At 41.1% G+C, this 13,562-nt stretch carries 10 protein-coding genes and 1 pseudogene; 5 read left to right on the forward strand and 6 right to left on the reverse strand.

Annotation, left to right across the window (positions count from 1 at the left end; translation table 11 throughout):
* Positions 1-290: 290 nt before the first annotated feature.
* Positions 291-1,190, reverse strand: coding sequence for a MerR family transcriptional regulator (locus IPI59_02720; GenBank protein MBK7526478.1), 900 nt, complete (start codon positions 1,188-1,190; stop codon positions 291-293).
* 265 nt (positions 1,191-1,455) lie between these two features.
* Between IPI59_02720 and IPI59_02725 the strand changes: the two genes are divergently transcribed.
* Positions 1,456-4,974: a lamin tail domain-containing protein gene (locus IPI59_02725; protein ID MBK7526479.1), complete on the forward strand. Its 3,519-nt coding sequence runs from the start codon at positions 1,456-1,458 to the stop codon at positions 4,972-4,974.
* Between the two features lie 12 nt (positions 4,975-4,986).
* Here the strand turns inward: IPI59_02725 and IPI59_02730 are convergent, their stop codons facing one another.
* Complete coding sequence (locus tag IPI59_02730; GenBank protein ID MBK7526480.1) at positions 4,987-5,829, reverse strand: FkbM family methyltransferase; 843 nt, start codon at positions 5,827-5,829, stop codon at positions 4,987-4,989.
* A 133-nt stretch (positions 5,830-5,962) separates the two neighbouring features.
* Between IPI59_02730 and IPI59_02735 the strand changes: the two genes are divergently transcribed.
* Positions 5,963-6,643: a hypothetical protein gene (locus IPI59_02735; GenBank protein MBK7526481.1), complete on the forward strand. Its 681-nt coding sequence runs from the start codon at positions 5,963-5,965 to the stop codon at positions 6,641-6,643.
* 167 nt (positions 6,644-6,810) lie between these two features.
* On the opposite strand, the gene IPI59_02740 is transcribed toward IPI59_02735, so the two are convergent.
* The 4 genes and pseudogenes from IPI59_02740 to IPI59_02755 all read right to left on the reverse strand — a co-directional run bounded on the left by IPI59_02740 (position 6,811) and on the right by IPI59_02755 (position 10,552).
* The gene (locus IPI59_02740; protein MBK7526482.1) at positions 6,811-7,617 is read right to left on the reverse strand and encodes a hypothetical protein; all 807 of its coding nucleotides are present in this window, start codon (positions 7,615-7,617) and stop codon (positions 6,811-6,813) included.
* Positions 7,618-7,836: 219 nt separating this feature from the next.
* Entirely contained in the window at positions 7,837-8,331 is a 495-nt protein-coding gene (locus IPI59_02745) for a biotin/lipoyl-binding protein (protein MBK7526483.1), read from the reverse strand.
* 327 nt (positions 8,332-8,658) lie between these two features.
* Positions 8,659-9,585 (reverse strand): hypothetical protein, encoded by a 927-nt coding sequence (locus IPI59_02750; protein ID MBK7526484.1) that lies wholly within the window; start codon positions 9,583-9,585, stop codon positions 8,659-8,661.
* 201 nt (positions 9,586-9,786) lie between these two features.
* A pseudogene (locus tag IPI59_02755) lies at positions 9,787-10,552 on the reverse strand (IS5 family transposase).
* A 356-nt stretch (positions 10,553-10,908) separates the two neighbouring features.
* Between IPI59_02755 and IPI59_02760 the strand changes: the two are divergent.
* The 3 genes from IPI59_02760 (at position 10,909) to IPI59_02770 (ending at position 13,562) form a co-directional block, all read left to right on the forward strand.
* Complete coding sequence (locus tag IPI59_02760; protein MBK7526485.1) at positions 10,909-12,294, forward strand: tyrosine phenol-lyase; 1,386 nt, start codon at positions 10,909-10,911, stop codon at positions 12,292-12,294.
* A 291-nt stretch (positions 12,295-12,585) separates the two neighbouring features.
* A complete protein-coding gene (locus tag IPI59_02765) occupies positions 12,586-13,131 on the forward strand; it encodes a hypothetical protein (protein MBK7526486.1) in 546 nt (181 codons plus the stop codon).
* 269 nt (positions 13,132-13,400) lie between these two features.
* Positions 13,401-13,562 (forward strand): hypothetical protein, encoded by a 162-nt coding sequence (locus tag IPI59_02770; GenBank protein MBK7526487.1) that lies wholly within the window; start codon positions 13,401-13,403, stop codon positions 13,560-13,562.

Here is a 13,562-nt window from a genome sequence, read left to right on the forward strand (position 1 = left end):
ACCTGCTAATTTTATAGGTATCCGGAAAAATTGTTTAGTTGACCGAACTTTTATCATAAAAAGCAAGGCTAATTGACTTGTTATGATTTTTTTCTTGATAATGAACGAGTAAACTTGCGAATGTAAGGTTGTGAAGTGAACCTGCGAAGCAGACGGAGCAAAAAAAATCAAACGTTTTACGGTTTTTCCGTTGGCAAACCTTGAATCAAATTACAAATTAAAATGGTCAATATGAAGGCTGAACCTACTACAAAGATGAAGAAATAGGCCGCAAATCTGAACGCTCCGCACTAAAAGGAATAAGTCGGGATATTATTGGCAATATGGCTGCTTAGGTCTGAAACGGTGTTTAGAATGGCGACATTTGCTTTTTCCATTTCAATTTCTTTAATTCGGCATCCGGCAAATAAAAATTGATGGTCAGGTAAAAGTTCAACCAAATTGTAGATATAGTTTTTTACCTGCTGACACGAGCGGGCAGCCGTTACAACACCAAAAATGTAATCAATGTTTTTTATTTGTGTTACGGCTATTACATCGTTAATTGGCACGTTGGCACCTAAATAAGTTACAATTTGGTTGTGGGCTTTTAATAAATAATGCGCCACTAACAGCGCTATTTCGTGTTGTTCGCCTTCGGGCAAAAACAATAAATAATTTTTTGTGTTGGCAGTAGGAGTAATTTTTAGGGCATCAATAGCCACTATAATTTTTTGCCGAATTAAATTTGATATAAAATGTTCTTGTGCCGGATGAATACTGCCAGTCGTCCACATAATACCAATGCGGGTTAAAAACGGGTAAAGTACACGTTCAACAGTATCTAATAAGCCAAATTGGGCAATACATTTTTCTATAATCACCTCAAAACCCGCCTCGTCTAATTCAATCATTGCGGTAGTAATTTGGTTAATATGGTACTCTTGGCATATTTGAGGGTCGTTTTCTAAGCTATTAACTATTAGGCAAAGTTGGGCCTCGGTTAAGTGCGCAATGCGGCCAATACGGTAGCCTTTATTAATTAACAGTGCCACCCGCAAAACCCTTTTAAGGTCTTCGTCACTGTAATAGCGTATATTAGTATTAGTGCGGTTTGGGCTTAGCAAGTGGTAGCGTTGCTCCCATATACGAAGCGTGTGCGCTTTAATATTACAAAGCCGCTCAAGTTCTCGAATAGAATAGCTACCCATAAATATAAATAAATTGCAAGTGTAAGTTAAGCTAAAAATTAAACCAAACCGTAGTAAAAAAAGTATTAATTATATGTAAACGCACTAAAAATAAAATTGTTCAAAATAACTGTTGTCGGTTTGTTGCCTTAAAACAGGTGCTAATCTTTACGGTGTATTTGCGTATATTTGCCGGGCAAGCAGCTCGGCGAAAACAACCCACACACAATGATTGTACCTTAGAAGCTGCTATTTTATTAATTAATTTTATCTCAAACAAAAGGCAATGATATTTTTGCGTGTTACCGCTCGTTTTTTTACTGTACTGTTATTGGTATGGCTGTTTTGTTGTTGTTGGCTTTTTAATGCCCTGCCCTTATATGCACAACAACCCGACCCCGATTGTGCCACCCTGCCACCCAGCGCCTATACTGTTTGCGATAATTTTACCGGCACCATCGGTTCAAACTGGGCTGGCGACCTTGCCAATTTTACCCTTACTGCCGACCAATTACAAACCAACGGACCCGGAGTAACCGGCACCGAGTTAGCAATTACACATCCGGCAACAGGTTTGTTAGGTGCCACAACGTGGTCGTTTTGGGCGAACCCAAAATTAGCCACCTCTTCAGGCAATTTTATAGATGTATATTTGGTTGCTGACACCTCTAATTTATTGGGCACCGGCAGCGGCTATGTGGTGCGTATTGGCGGCACCCCCGACGAAATTAGTTTGTTTAGAAAAGATGCAGGTAAGTTTACTGCCATTATTGATGGCCTTGATGGCTTGTTGGCAAGTAATAGCGACAACCCCGTCCGGATAAAAGTAAACCGCAGCGCCGCCGGCTTGTGGACATTAGAGCGCGACTACGGCATCTCGGGAAATTATACCACCGAAGGCAGTATTACCGACCTTACCTACACTACTTGTAGCTATTTTGGCATTTACGTTAAATACTCATCGGCAAACAACACCAAATACTTTTTAGACGACGTGTTTATGAGTGCCCTTGAGCAAGACACTGCCCCACCGCAACTACTAAACGCCCAAGCACAAAACGCCAACTTAGTACTTGCCAATTTTAACGAACCGCTCGAGGCAAACTCTGCCCAAAATTTAGCCAACTGGAATGGTTTTGCCAGCGCCGCATTACTAAATCCGGACAACGCCTTGCAAGTACAGCTTACGCCCGCCACTCCACTTACAAACGGCAACTACACCCTTACCGCCACCAATATAAGCGACCTCAAGGGCAATATTGCCGCCGCGCAAAGCGTCAGTTTTACCTATTTTGCCCCCTTGGCACAAAGTATAATTATTACCGAAATTATGGCCGACCCCGACCCACCCGTTGCACTGCCAAACTTCGAGTACATAGAAATTTACAACACTACCGATGCCGATATTCCGTTAAACACCCTGCGCTTTGCCGACCAATACCCCATTACAACCGGAGGCTTTTTACCCAATGTACTGCTTTTGCCAAAACAATACGCCATAATTTGTAAAACCGGCGATGCCGCAACCGCTTTAGCGCAATATGGAATTGTAGCCGCTATACCCGATTTTCCATCTATAAACAATACCGGCGAAAGCCTTTACCTTACCGACCTAAGCGGCAACAACCTAATAGACCAAGCTAATTTTACGGATAAATGGTATAACGATACTAATAAAGACGATGGCGGCTATGCCATTGAACGCATCAAAGAAAAAGTGTATTGCGAGTCGGCGCTAAATTGGGCAGCCTCTTTAAATGATGCCGGAGGCACACCCGGAGCAGCTAATAGCGTAGCCAATTTAAATCCGGATGAAACAGCACCCTCCGTTATTAGTATCAATGTAGTCGGTGGGGGCAATATTGAACTGGTTTTTTCCGAAACGCTTTCTAACCTCAATGTTGCCGACAATGCTAATTACACCCTAAGCCAAGACCTGACCGTTACAAACGTAAGCTATAACAACGCCAGTAATACAGCCATTTTGTACCTAAACACCCCACCTCAAACAGGTAATATTTACACCTTAACGATAGGTTATGCCCGCGACTGTTTTGGCAACGAGGCCAACAATTTAGCAGTGCAATTAGCCGTTCCTCAGCCGGCTGCCCCTTTTGACGTGCTTATAAGCGAAATTTACGTGGATTTGACTACACCTTACAATGTACCCGAATTAGATTTGCCGGCATCGGCTTACCTTGAACTTTATAACCGCAGCACCAAACCTATTAACTTACAAGGCTGGATATTGCGCGATGCCATAGATACTACTTATTTGCCCGCCTATTTATTGTTGCCAAATGCTTACGTGCTGGTTTGTTCGGCCTCAAAAACCGGATTATTTACTCAGCGAGGGCTTCCGGTAATTGGATTAAGCCCAGCTATAACTTTTAATGTTGATGGAGATGATATTTTATTGCAAGATGCCAACGGCCAACTAATACATAATGTTTCTTACAATAAATCGTTTTATCATGATGCTGTTAGGCAAGAAGGCGGGTGGAGCTTGGAGTTGATTGACCCGAATAATCCTTGTGCCGGAGCTGATAATTGGACAGCCTCGACTGCTGTTATTGGCGGAACTCCGGGCGAAAAAAATGCTACTTCTGGGGTAAATCCGGATGAAAAAATACCCGTTTTGTTGCGCGCCGAAGCCATCAACAACAAAACCGTTCAGCTTATTTTTAACGAACCCCTCGACCGCATGGCTGCTGCGCAACCCACTATTTACACCATAGATGGCGGCATTGGTCAGCCAAAAACAGTGCAAATGCCCGCTACAGACGCATTTTCGGTAATTTTAACCTTAAACATGCCCTTACAAACAGAACAAAACTACTTAGTAACCGTATTTACTGCCACCGATTGCGCCGGCAACCAAGCCCAGCAACAAACCGCAAAATTAGCGCTTACCCAACTTGCCCAACCCGGCGACATAGTTATTAACGAGCTATTGTTTAACCCATTGCCCTACGGCAGCGATTATGTAGAGCTTTACAACACCACTTCAAACAAGGCTATCCAATTGGCCGACTGGTATATTGCCAACGCCGATGTAGCACTAAACCCCGACTCGTTGATAGATGTAACACCACTTACTAAACTGCGTTATACTTTGTATCCTGAGGAGTATGTGCTGCTGGCAGTTAATATTGAAAATATAAAAACCAAATTTGGGCTATGTAAACCAAATTTAGGGGGTAATTTTATTGAAACAGCTTTGCCCATTTTTGACGATGCCGAAGGCGTAGTAGCAATTACCGATTTATTTGGCACCGTTGTTTTAGATAAAATACATTATAACGACAACTGGCAAAGCCCACTAATTACCAACCCGCAAGGCGTAGCGCTTGAACGTATTGATGTTTTTGCAACCACACAAGATGCAAATAACTGGCAGTCGGCGGCGGCGGGGGCATGTAATGGCACGCCGGGTTATGCCAACTCGCAACAACAGCCCAATGATGGCAACAACACTCCCGCCGATGAACCGCTAACCATCAGCCCTGCCGCTTTTAGCCCCAATAACGACGGTTATAATGACTATGCCCAAATTACCCTTGTTTTAGATGAGCCGGGCTATACAGGCAATGTTTACCTTTTTGACACGCGCGGGCGTACCGTGCGCCACTTAGCCCGAAACGAACAACTTAGTCCGAACAATTTTATTAAATGGGATGGCAGCACCGATGCCGGCACCAAAGCACCAACCGGAATTTATATTGTATATGCCGAGGTTTTTAAGCCAAATGGCACGGTGCGGCACTATAAAAAATCGGTAGTGGTGGCCGACTATGCAAAATAGCTGCTTATTTGCTTATGTTTTGTTTTCACCCGCCGGAAGGCCGTACCAGTCAAAATGTTTCCAGCGCAACATGTCGCTGGGGCTTGCAAGTTTAATCACTTTGGCGTTTATGTCAAATCCGGAAAAATAAAACAGTTCGTAGCCATGTTGATGCATGGTTTCCCACATTTGGCTGCGCTGGGCTTTGTTTAGTTTCGAAAAGCACTCGGCAATAATTACGGGTTTGTAATTGTTTATTAAATTGGATATTGCCGATATGATTTGGAGGTCGTAGCCCTCGGCATCTATTTTTATAAGTGCTAACTGCGGCAATTTATCCGGATGATTTTTTTGCAAAAATGCCGTTAGCTCTACAGCTTGTACGGTTTGCCCTAAATCGAAGGCGCCATGTTGCCCATCGTTTTTTGCCGAAATTCCGCCATTATTAAACGAATTTTCGGACGAATGGTAGTAAAACTCGCCACTTTGCTCGGCAACAGCATAGGGGTAGGCCATTATATTGGTTAGGTTAGGGTTTAAGGAGGCATTAATTTTTAAAACCTCAAAAACAAGCGGGTTGGGGTCGAAGGCCAATACTAATCCTTGTTTGCCAGCCACTAATGCCATGGGTACGGTAGTGTCGCCGGTGTGTGCACCTATATCAATAGCCATTTGACCGGGCTTTATAAATTGGGCAAAAAATTGCAGCTGGTTGGCATGTATGATTTTGGGTTTTTCGTGGGGGTTATTCCATTGGGCAAATTCCACCCCTTGGTCTTGGTTGGGCAAATTAAATTGCACTATTGTATGACCATATTGAACCATTTTAGGGGTAATACCCAGCAGGCGCATGGCTTTTTTAATAAAATGTATCATGTTGTCAGTTTGGGCAATACTATTGCGGTATTGTTCATCTATTTAGCGGCTACAAAGGTAATAAAATCGTGGTGGTTGTGTTTGTAAAGCTTTTGGTTGTTTTTACTTAATTTTGCTGCTTAACTTGTGTTTTATGTCGCGCCACACAATAGACCGTTACCGTTTTTTTGCTTTATTTGGGGCATTAGCTGCCGCCATAGGCTGCCTTGCCGATGTGTTGTTACTTTATAACCCACAAGGCGGTTACGAATTGGGCTTTGACGAGGTTTTGCGGCGCATAAACAATCCTTTTAGGTCTATGCTGGGAGGGCTGTTGGGGGTGTTTGTTTTGCCGTTTATGTTGTTGGGCTGTTGGGCTTTGCGGCAGGTTTTGGCAACCACACATCGTAAAACTGCTAATTTTGTTTTTGCCACAGCGGTTTATACGCTTTGCGTAGGCGTGGCGTGGCATGGCATGGCCGGCATTGCTGCCCCCGCCTTAAACCTTGAAAGCAATGGTAATAATATAGCTGCTGCGGCAGATTTTGCCCAACACGTATTGTTTTTATTGCAACCCGTTGGGGTTGTGTTGGTAGTTCTTTTTGGAGCCATATCGGCAAGTATGGCCGCAGTTATTTATGGCGGAAAAACTCCTTTTAGCAACAAATTAGCTTTTATAAACCCGTTTGTTATTTATATATTGTGTTTTGTGGCTTATGTGCTACATGCTAAAATTGGCGGGGCTTTGCTGGTTGCCGGCTTTAATTTGTCGTTATTCATTTGGTTTTTACTGACTTACCAAGCCTTACAACAAAGTGCCAATAGCAATGGTTAATTAATTAGATGGTTTTTTGCTTTAAAGAGGTTAAAATTCGGCAAAATAAATTCCGGATGTTTAGCTGCCTTGTATATAAACGAAGCAAGTAAGCATCCGGATTATGATAATTGTAAATTTTAACTGCCTTTCTTCTTACAAAAGAAAGAACGACAATAAAAAATTGGTTAGTTGGGGCAAATTATGTCTGCCAAAGTCCAGTCCCAGCAATGCCAGTTAGTATCGTTAAATGTAGCGGGCGATTTTATCCGGCCATTGGCCGAGAGGGTATTCCACTCAATATTAGCCATATTATTGTCGTTTTTAGTGAAAATAGTGTAGAAGGCGTTGTATTGGGTGTCGGCGGTTAATCCGGCATGAATATAGGAGTCTTTTCCGGGGTCGCCTGGAATAAGGTTGCTAAATTTGATATTGCCAATTTTGTCGTTTTCTTTTGTCCATTCAATACCAATATAGGGTATATTAGAAACAGGGTCTTTCATTAGCGTCCAACTTCCGTTTTTACCATCTTTGGCCGATGTGCCTGTAAACCAAACTAAATCGCTGTATTCGCCTTGTTTGCTTATTAGCATTTTCCATTCAATGGTTGTTCCGTTATCAATGGCTTGTAGGTTGGCTAAATGTATTACATTATTTACATTAACAGCATAAGCCCAGTTCCATGCACCATCTTTATAAAATGGGGTATGGTTAAACGACTCGGCAAAGGCTGCAACAGGCAGTACTAAATTTATGGCTAAAATGGTATTCCAAATACCTACCCCTGCGGCTGCATAAAAGTGCGAAAGTCCTTGAGTTTCGTCGGTTTTGCCGCTAGGAAATTTATCAAAATTGGGTAAAGCCATTGTTTCTTTAGGGGGTAGTTGCGGGGCATTGCCCGATGGCTCGTCTTTTTTAGTACAGCCGGCTATGGCAACTACGGCTATAAAAGCCATAAAAAACAGCTTTAATACGGAGGGTGTTAATTTGCTCATGTTTTTTTTAAAGTATTATGGTTAAAGATTAATTAATAGATTGGAAGGCACATCCGCAATTACGTATATTAGACGTTTTGAATTGCCAAAAAATACAAGCGCAGTTACATTTTTATTTTTAACAATTAATTTTAAGATAATGTTTGGTGCATCTGTTGTTTAAGTTGCCGGATTTATTTCTAATTTTTCCGGAAGAAAAGGTGGTAATACTTAGGTAATTTATTGCATATTAATTAAAACGGCTCCCTTTTCGACTGCTTGCCCTTGTTGCACCAATATTTGGGCAACCGTACCATTTGCAGGGGCCTTTATAACATTTTCCATTTTCATAGCTTCTAAAACTAACAAAGTGTCGCCTTTAAGGACGGCTTGGCCGGGTGTTGCCTCAATTTTTAGCACCAATCCGGGCATGGGGGCTTTTATGGTGTCAATTTTGTTCTGGGTAGCGTTTTTAATACCCATTTTTGCCAGCAGTGCATCTAATTTAGTTTGCAGGCTAACGGAATAAATATGGTTATTAATACGCAATTTGGCTGTTTTTTGGGCCTGGTTTAGCTCGGCTACCTCAATATTGTACGATTTGCCATTTATCAATAAATGGTAGCGCGCGTTAGGGGTTATGGTTGCCAAATCCCAGTTTGAGGGCAATAAATCGGCATCGGCAAATTCAAATTGCCACTCATCATTAACGGTTGTAGTGTATGAAGCAGGCATGAAATATCTGCGGCTTGGGCAAGGGGGTTAATGTTTTAACTTGTAACTGCCTACAAAGGTACATTAGTTTTTGTTGGCGGGCATTTATATTTTATTTTGGTGGACTATTTTGTTGTTTTTTTAGACCTGTTTGCTTAAACGAAGCCTTATATTTTTTGTTTTGGAAGACCTTTGGTTGGCAACAAAACAAATAAAATTCCGGATGTTCAACTGTTTGCGTTTAAACAAAGCAATTAAGCATCCGGAACTATAACAATACAGCGTTCTAAGCTGTCTTCTTAACTAATTGTCAATAAATAAAATTAGTTAGTTGGTTCGTTGGTTTTCTTATTCGGGGCAAATAATGTCAACAGTAGCCCAGTCCCAACAGTGCCAGCTGGCATTGCCAAATGCGCCAGGCGATTTTATGCGGCCACCACTACCGTTTGTATCCCACTCAATATTACCCAAATTATTATCGGCTTTACTAAAAATAGTGTAAAAAGCGTTGTATTGTGGGTCATTTATTAATCCGGCATGAATGTAGGAGCCTTTTGCACCGTCGCCCTCAACAAGGTTGGTAAACTTGATGTTGCCAACTTTGTCGCTTTCTTTTGTCCATTCAATACCAAGATAGGGGGCATTTACGCCGGGGCCTTGCATTATCGTCCAGTTGCCGTTGTTGCCATCTTTGTCTGATGTGCCTGTAAACCAAACATAATTGCTAAACTCGCCTTGTTTGCTTACTAACATTTTCCAATCAATGGTTGTTCCGTTATCAACGGCTTGCAGATTGGCTAAATAAAATACGTTGTTTACATTAACAAAATAAACCCAGTGCCATTTGCCATCCAAAAAAAACGGGGTATATTTGAACGACTCGGCAAAGGCCGCAACGGGTAGTGCTACATTAACGGTTAAAATAGTGTTCCAAAAACCCACTGCTGTGGCTGCAACAAAGTGCGCAATTCCTTGCGCTCCGCCGGCTTTACCAGATTGGCCAGAAACGGGTAATACCATTGTTTCTTTAGGTGGTAAAATAGGGGCGTTGCTTGCTTGCTGGTCGGCTGGGTTGTTGGTGTCGCCGGTTGGTTTGTTGGTAGCAGTTGTTGGCTGGTAATTGTTGCTTGCAAACGAGGTAGCATCGTCTGTTAGTTTGCCAGCAACGCTTATTGGTTGGTCTATGTCGTCTTGTTTGGTACAACTGGTAATAGCAACCATAGCTACAAAAGCCATAAAAAACAGCTTTAATACGTTGATGATTAATTTACTCATGTTTTTAAAAAAATAATAGTGAAAGATTAATTAACTGCTATGCGCATAGTTTCTCCATTTGACGATGTGAGTTGCTCCAAATCGCAAAAAAACTTTTATTTTTCCGGAATTAAGACTGCCTAATCTGAAATTTATTGAAACTTGTAGCCAAATTGAGAGTATCTTTGCATCCGACAAATATTCTTAGAGCCTGTCTAAATTTTATTTTCTAATTCTATTAAGCATCAATTTTATCATGGCAAGTTGGATCATTGTCTGGCTCGTTTCGGTTTGGAACTCAAAGTCTTTACTCAATCTTCGATAGCTTTCGAGCCATGCAAAAGTTCTTTCAACAATCCATCTTTTGGCAATACTTCGAATTTCGAGGCTGTATTCGATCTACTTACAACCTCAACCACCCACCCAAACGTTTTGCGGGTATTTTCAATTAACTCGCCTCTATACCCGCCATCAGCTACTATCTTTACCAATCTGCAAAACCTGCCTCTGAGGTCAGCTATAACCATTGGGGCTGATTTACTGTCATGCTCATTTGCCGCATGAACCACAACCGCTAAAAGTAGTCCCATTGTATCTACAATAATATGCCGCTTTCTGCCTTTAACTTTTTACCCCCGTCAATCCCTCTGCACAAGCCTCCGACGCTTGTTGTCTTTACGCTCTGGCTATCAATTATACCAACACTTGGCGATGAAGCCCTGCCTGCTTGCTTTCGAGTCTTATCCCTGAGTATTTCATGGATGAGTTCTATCGTCCCATCCTTCTTCCACTTGGTAAAATAGTAGTAAACAAGCTTCCATGACGGAAAATGGAACGGCAGCATGCGCCATTGACAGCCAGTTTTAAGCAAATAGAACAGCGCATTAAAAATTTCTCTTAAACTGTGTTTTCGTTTCCGTTTGTCGTCTAAAATGCCTAATATTGCACTCCATTGACTATCGGTGAGACTGCTTGGGTAGGTTTTCATTTTACTTTATGTGTTTGATTTTCATAAAGCTATGAATTATTATTTAAACGTCAAACTGATAGTCTTTTATTCACATCTCTTTTAATAACTTTTTTCCTATCAATTTTTAGGACTGGCATGCCAATTTTTAATTTTTAGACAGTCTCTTAATCACTAAGCTCCGGAAAAATAAATTAAAGTGCCAATATTTTACTTGTAAAATCAATTTTTTAAAAATACTTATTTTAACTTTGCAGGTAGGACTTTACATTTCTTAAAATTATCTAATATGTTGGTTAAAATTAAAACTTTATGCTTTGTAATTTATGCTCACATTAATCCTTTCCGTTACCAAGTATTATTAAAACATATAGAGCATGACACAAAAAATTAAACATTCATGGGCCGAGCCATACAAAATGAAAATGGTGGAGTTACTAAAAATGACTTCGCGCCCGCAACGATTAAAAGCAATCAAAGATGCCGGCTTCAATACTTTTCTGTTGAACTCTGAAGACGTTTATATTGACTTACTTACCGACAGTGGTACCTCGGCCATGAGCGACCGTCAATGGGCGGGTATGATGCTGGGCGACGAGGCGTATGCAGGCAGCCGAAATTTTTTCCACCTCGAAAAAGTTATCCAGAAATGCTATGGCTACAAATATATTATTCCTACCCACCAAGGAAGAGGTGCAGAGAATATTCTCTCAAAAATACTGATTAAAGAGGGCGACATCGTTCCGGGTAATATGTATTTTACTACCACACGCCTACACCAAGAATTAGCCGGAGGCACTTTTGCCGATGTTATTATTGACGAGGCGCACGACTCAGAAAATCTGCACCCATTTAAAGGCAATATAGATTTAAAAAAATTAGATGCACTTGTTAAAAAACATGGGGCCAAACGAATTCCGTATGTGTGCATTGCAACAAATGTAAACATGGCAGGCGGGCAGCCCATTAGTATGGAAAATCTTAAAGAGGTTCGCTCGTACACGAATAAACACGGCATTAAAATTATTCACGACATGACCCGCGTAGCCGAGAACGCCTACTTTATTCAGCAACGCGAAAAAGGCTACGAGAAAAAAACCATCCGCGAAATAGTTTTTGAAATTTGCTCTTATACAGATGGTGCCACCATGAGCGCAAAAAAGGATGCCTTAGTAAATATTGGCGGCTTTTTGGCCATTAATGACTGGGATGCTTTTGAAGAGGCAAGAAATTTGGTAGTAGTGTACGAAGGCTTGCACACCTATGGCGGTTTGGCCGGCCGAGACATGGAAGCGATGGCCATTGGCATTGAAGAAAGCTTGAGCGACAACCATATACGAGCACGTGTGGGGCAAATTGAATACCTTGGGCATAAAATGATGGAATATGGTATTCCAATTGTAAAACCTATTGGTGGACATGGAATTTTTGTTGATGCCAAACAATTTCTTCCACATATTACGCAAGATGAGTATCCGGCACAAACATTAGCCGCCGAAATTTATATTGACTCGGGCGTGCGCACTATGGAACGCGGAATTGTATCGGCCGGAAGAAAGCCAAACGGCGAAAACTATTACCCAAAATTAGAACTAGTTCGTTTTACCATTCCCCGCCGGGTTTACACGCAGGCACACATGGATGTAATTGCCGAGTCTGCTTACAATGTGTACAGAAGGCGGAAAAGCATCAAAGGATTGAAAATGATTTACGAACCTAAATATTTGCGCTTTTTCCAGGCCAAATTTGAAAGACTGAAATAAAAGATTGGAGCTAAAATATAAAAACTTAAAAATAAGGTAAATATATAGTTTTGGATTGTAGTACTTTTGTTCCGGAAATAAACAATTTCAATTTGTTTATTCATTGAACTATGCGATGAAAAGATAAAAAGCACAGCCGTAAAATAAAAAAGGATTAAGCGCCGACTAAACTTTTTAAATAATATTGCTAACGAAGACGGAATAAGTTAAATTTCCGGATAGCGGCAGTATTTGCGCTTTCCATGTTTGTTTTACAATTTCATATTTCATAATCACTCAAACTATTTTCCCATGAAAAAAGTACAATTTATTTTTTCGTTTTTTTTGCTTTTAACAATTATGCTTGCCTTTTCTTCTTGTAATAAAGACGACAACACTAACCCTGTATTAAAAACAGCAGATTTTAAGGCAAGTGTAACCGGCGACTATGCCCAAACCATTGACCAGGCCATTCCGCCGGGTTCTACAACTCATTCTGTTCTTGGTTCTTTCAGTTCTCTTGGAGGGCTGAGTCTATATTGTGCCGAAGGTACTACATGGTCTATCAATTTATTGGCAAAAACTGCTACCAGCATTTCAAACGGAACTTATACAATAGTTGCCCCTGACGGTTTTGGGGTATATAATCACACTGCCTCGGGGTCGCCAACTGGTTTTTACGCAATTTCGGGGTCGCTTACTATAACCGATACCGAATCGACTGCGCCGCTTGGCAAAAGTACCGACCGCTATGTTTCGGGAAATTTTACTGGCGTATTCACGTCTGGTGACCAACCACCTAAAACGGTTACTATATCTGGCAGTTTTGAAGATGTTTATATAGTTCACGACTTATAAAAATTGCTATTTTATTGGTGCGCTCTAACCGAAGCAAAAAGGTTAGGGCGCATTAAATTGGGTGCAAAATTAATGTTTGATGAAGTTTGCTTGTTTGCATAGCAATCAAGACGGCAAATTTATTATCAGTACGCGCTGTTTTGGGTAGTAAATATCCGGAATTAAAAGAATGACCGCACATTAAACATACAACCACCTTAAGATGACGTAAATTAAAACTTAGTAATTTGTGCGCCATCAGTACAAAATAATGTGCTTAAAAAAACAAAATGACAAAAAAAATATTGCTGCGGCAAGAAACAACAGCCGATTTTGACGAGGTTTTTGAGCTTAACCGAGCAGCATTTGGGCAAGATAACGAAGCAAAATTGGTAGTTGCTTTAAGGGGCAATCCGGATGTTTTTGTTCCGGAACTTTCAGAGCCTGTCTAA

Source organism: Sphingobacteriales bacterium, from assembly GCA_016706405.1.
Taxonomy (GTDB): domain Bacteria; phylum Bacteroidota; class Bacteroidia; order Chitinophagales; family UBA2359; genus BJ6.

What these genes read in the sequence shown, in the direction of transcription:
- IPI59_02770 (MBK7526487.1), top strand. Translation starts at nt 13,401, where the DNA reads ATGACAAAAAAAATATTGCTGCGGCAAGAAACAACAGCCGATTTTGAC.
- IPI59_02750 (MBK7526484.1), bottom strand. Translation starts at nt 9,585, where the DNA reads ATGAGTAAATTAATCATCAACGTATTAAAGCTGTTTTTTATGGCTTTT.
- IPI59_02740 (MBK7526482.1), bottom strand. Translation starts at nt 7,617, where the DNA reads ATGAGCAAATTAACACCCTCCGTATTAAAGCTGTTTTTTATGGCTTTT.
- IPI59_02735 (MBK7526481.1), top strand. Translation starts at nt 5,963, where the DNA reads ATGTCGCGCCACACAATAGACCGTTACCGTTTTTTTGCTTTATTTGGG.
- IPI59_02765 (MBK7526486.1), top strand. Translation starts at nt 12,586, where the DNA reads ATGAAAAAAGTACAATTTATTTTTTCGTTTTTTTTGCTTTTAACAATT.
- IPI59_02760 (MBK7526485.1), top strand. Translation starts at nt 10,909, where the DNA reads ATGACACAAAAAATTAAACATTCATGGGCCGAGCCATACAAAATGAAA.
- IPI59_02725 (MBK7526479.1), top strand. Translation starts at nt 1,456, where the DNA reads ATGATATTTTTGCGTGTTACCGCTCGTTTTTTTACTGTACTGTTATTG.
- IPI59_02720 (MBK7526478.1), bottom strand. Translation starts at nt 1,190, where the DNA reads ATGGGTAGCTATTCTATTCGAGAACTTGAGCGGCTTTGTAATATTAAA.
- IPI59_02745 (MBK7526483.1), bottom strand. Translation starts at nt 8,331, where the DNA reads ATGCCTGCTTCATACACTACAACCGTTAATGATGAGTGGCAATTTGAA.
- IPI59_02730 (MBK7526480.1), bottom strand. Translation starts at nt 5,829, where the DNA reads ATGATACATTTTATTAAAAAAGCCATGCGCCTGCTGGGTATTACCCCT.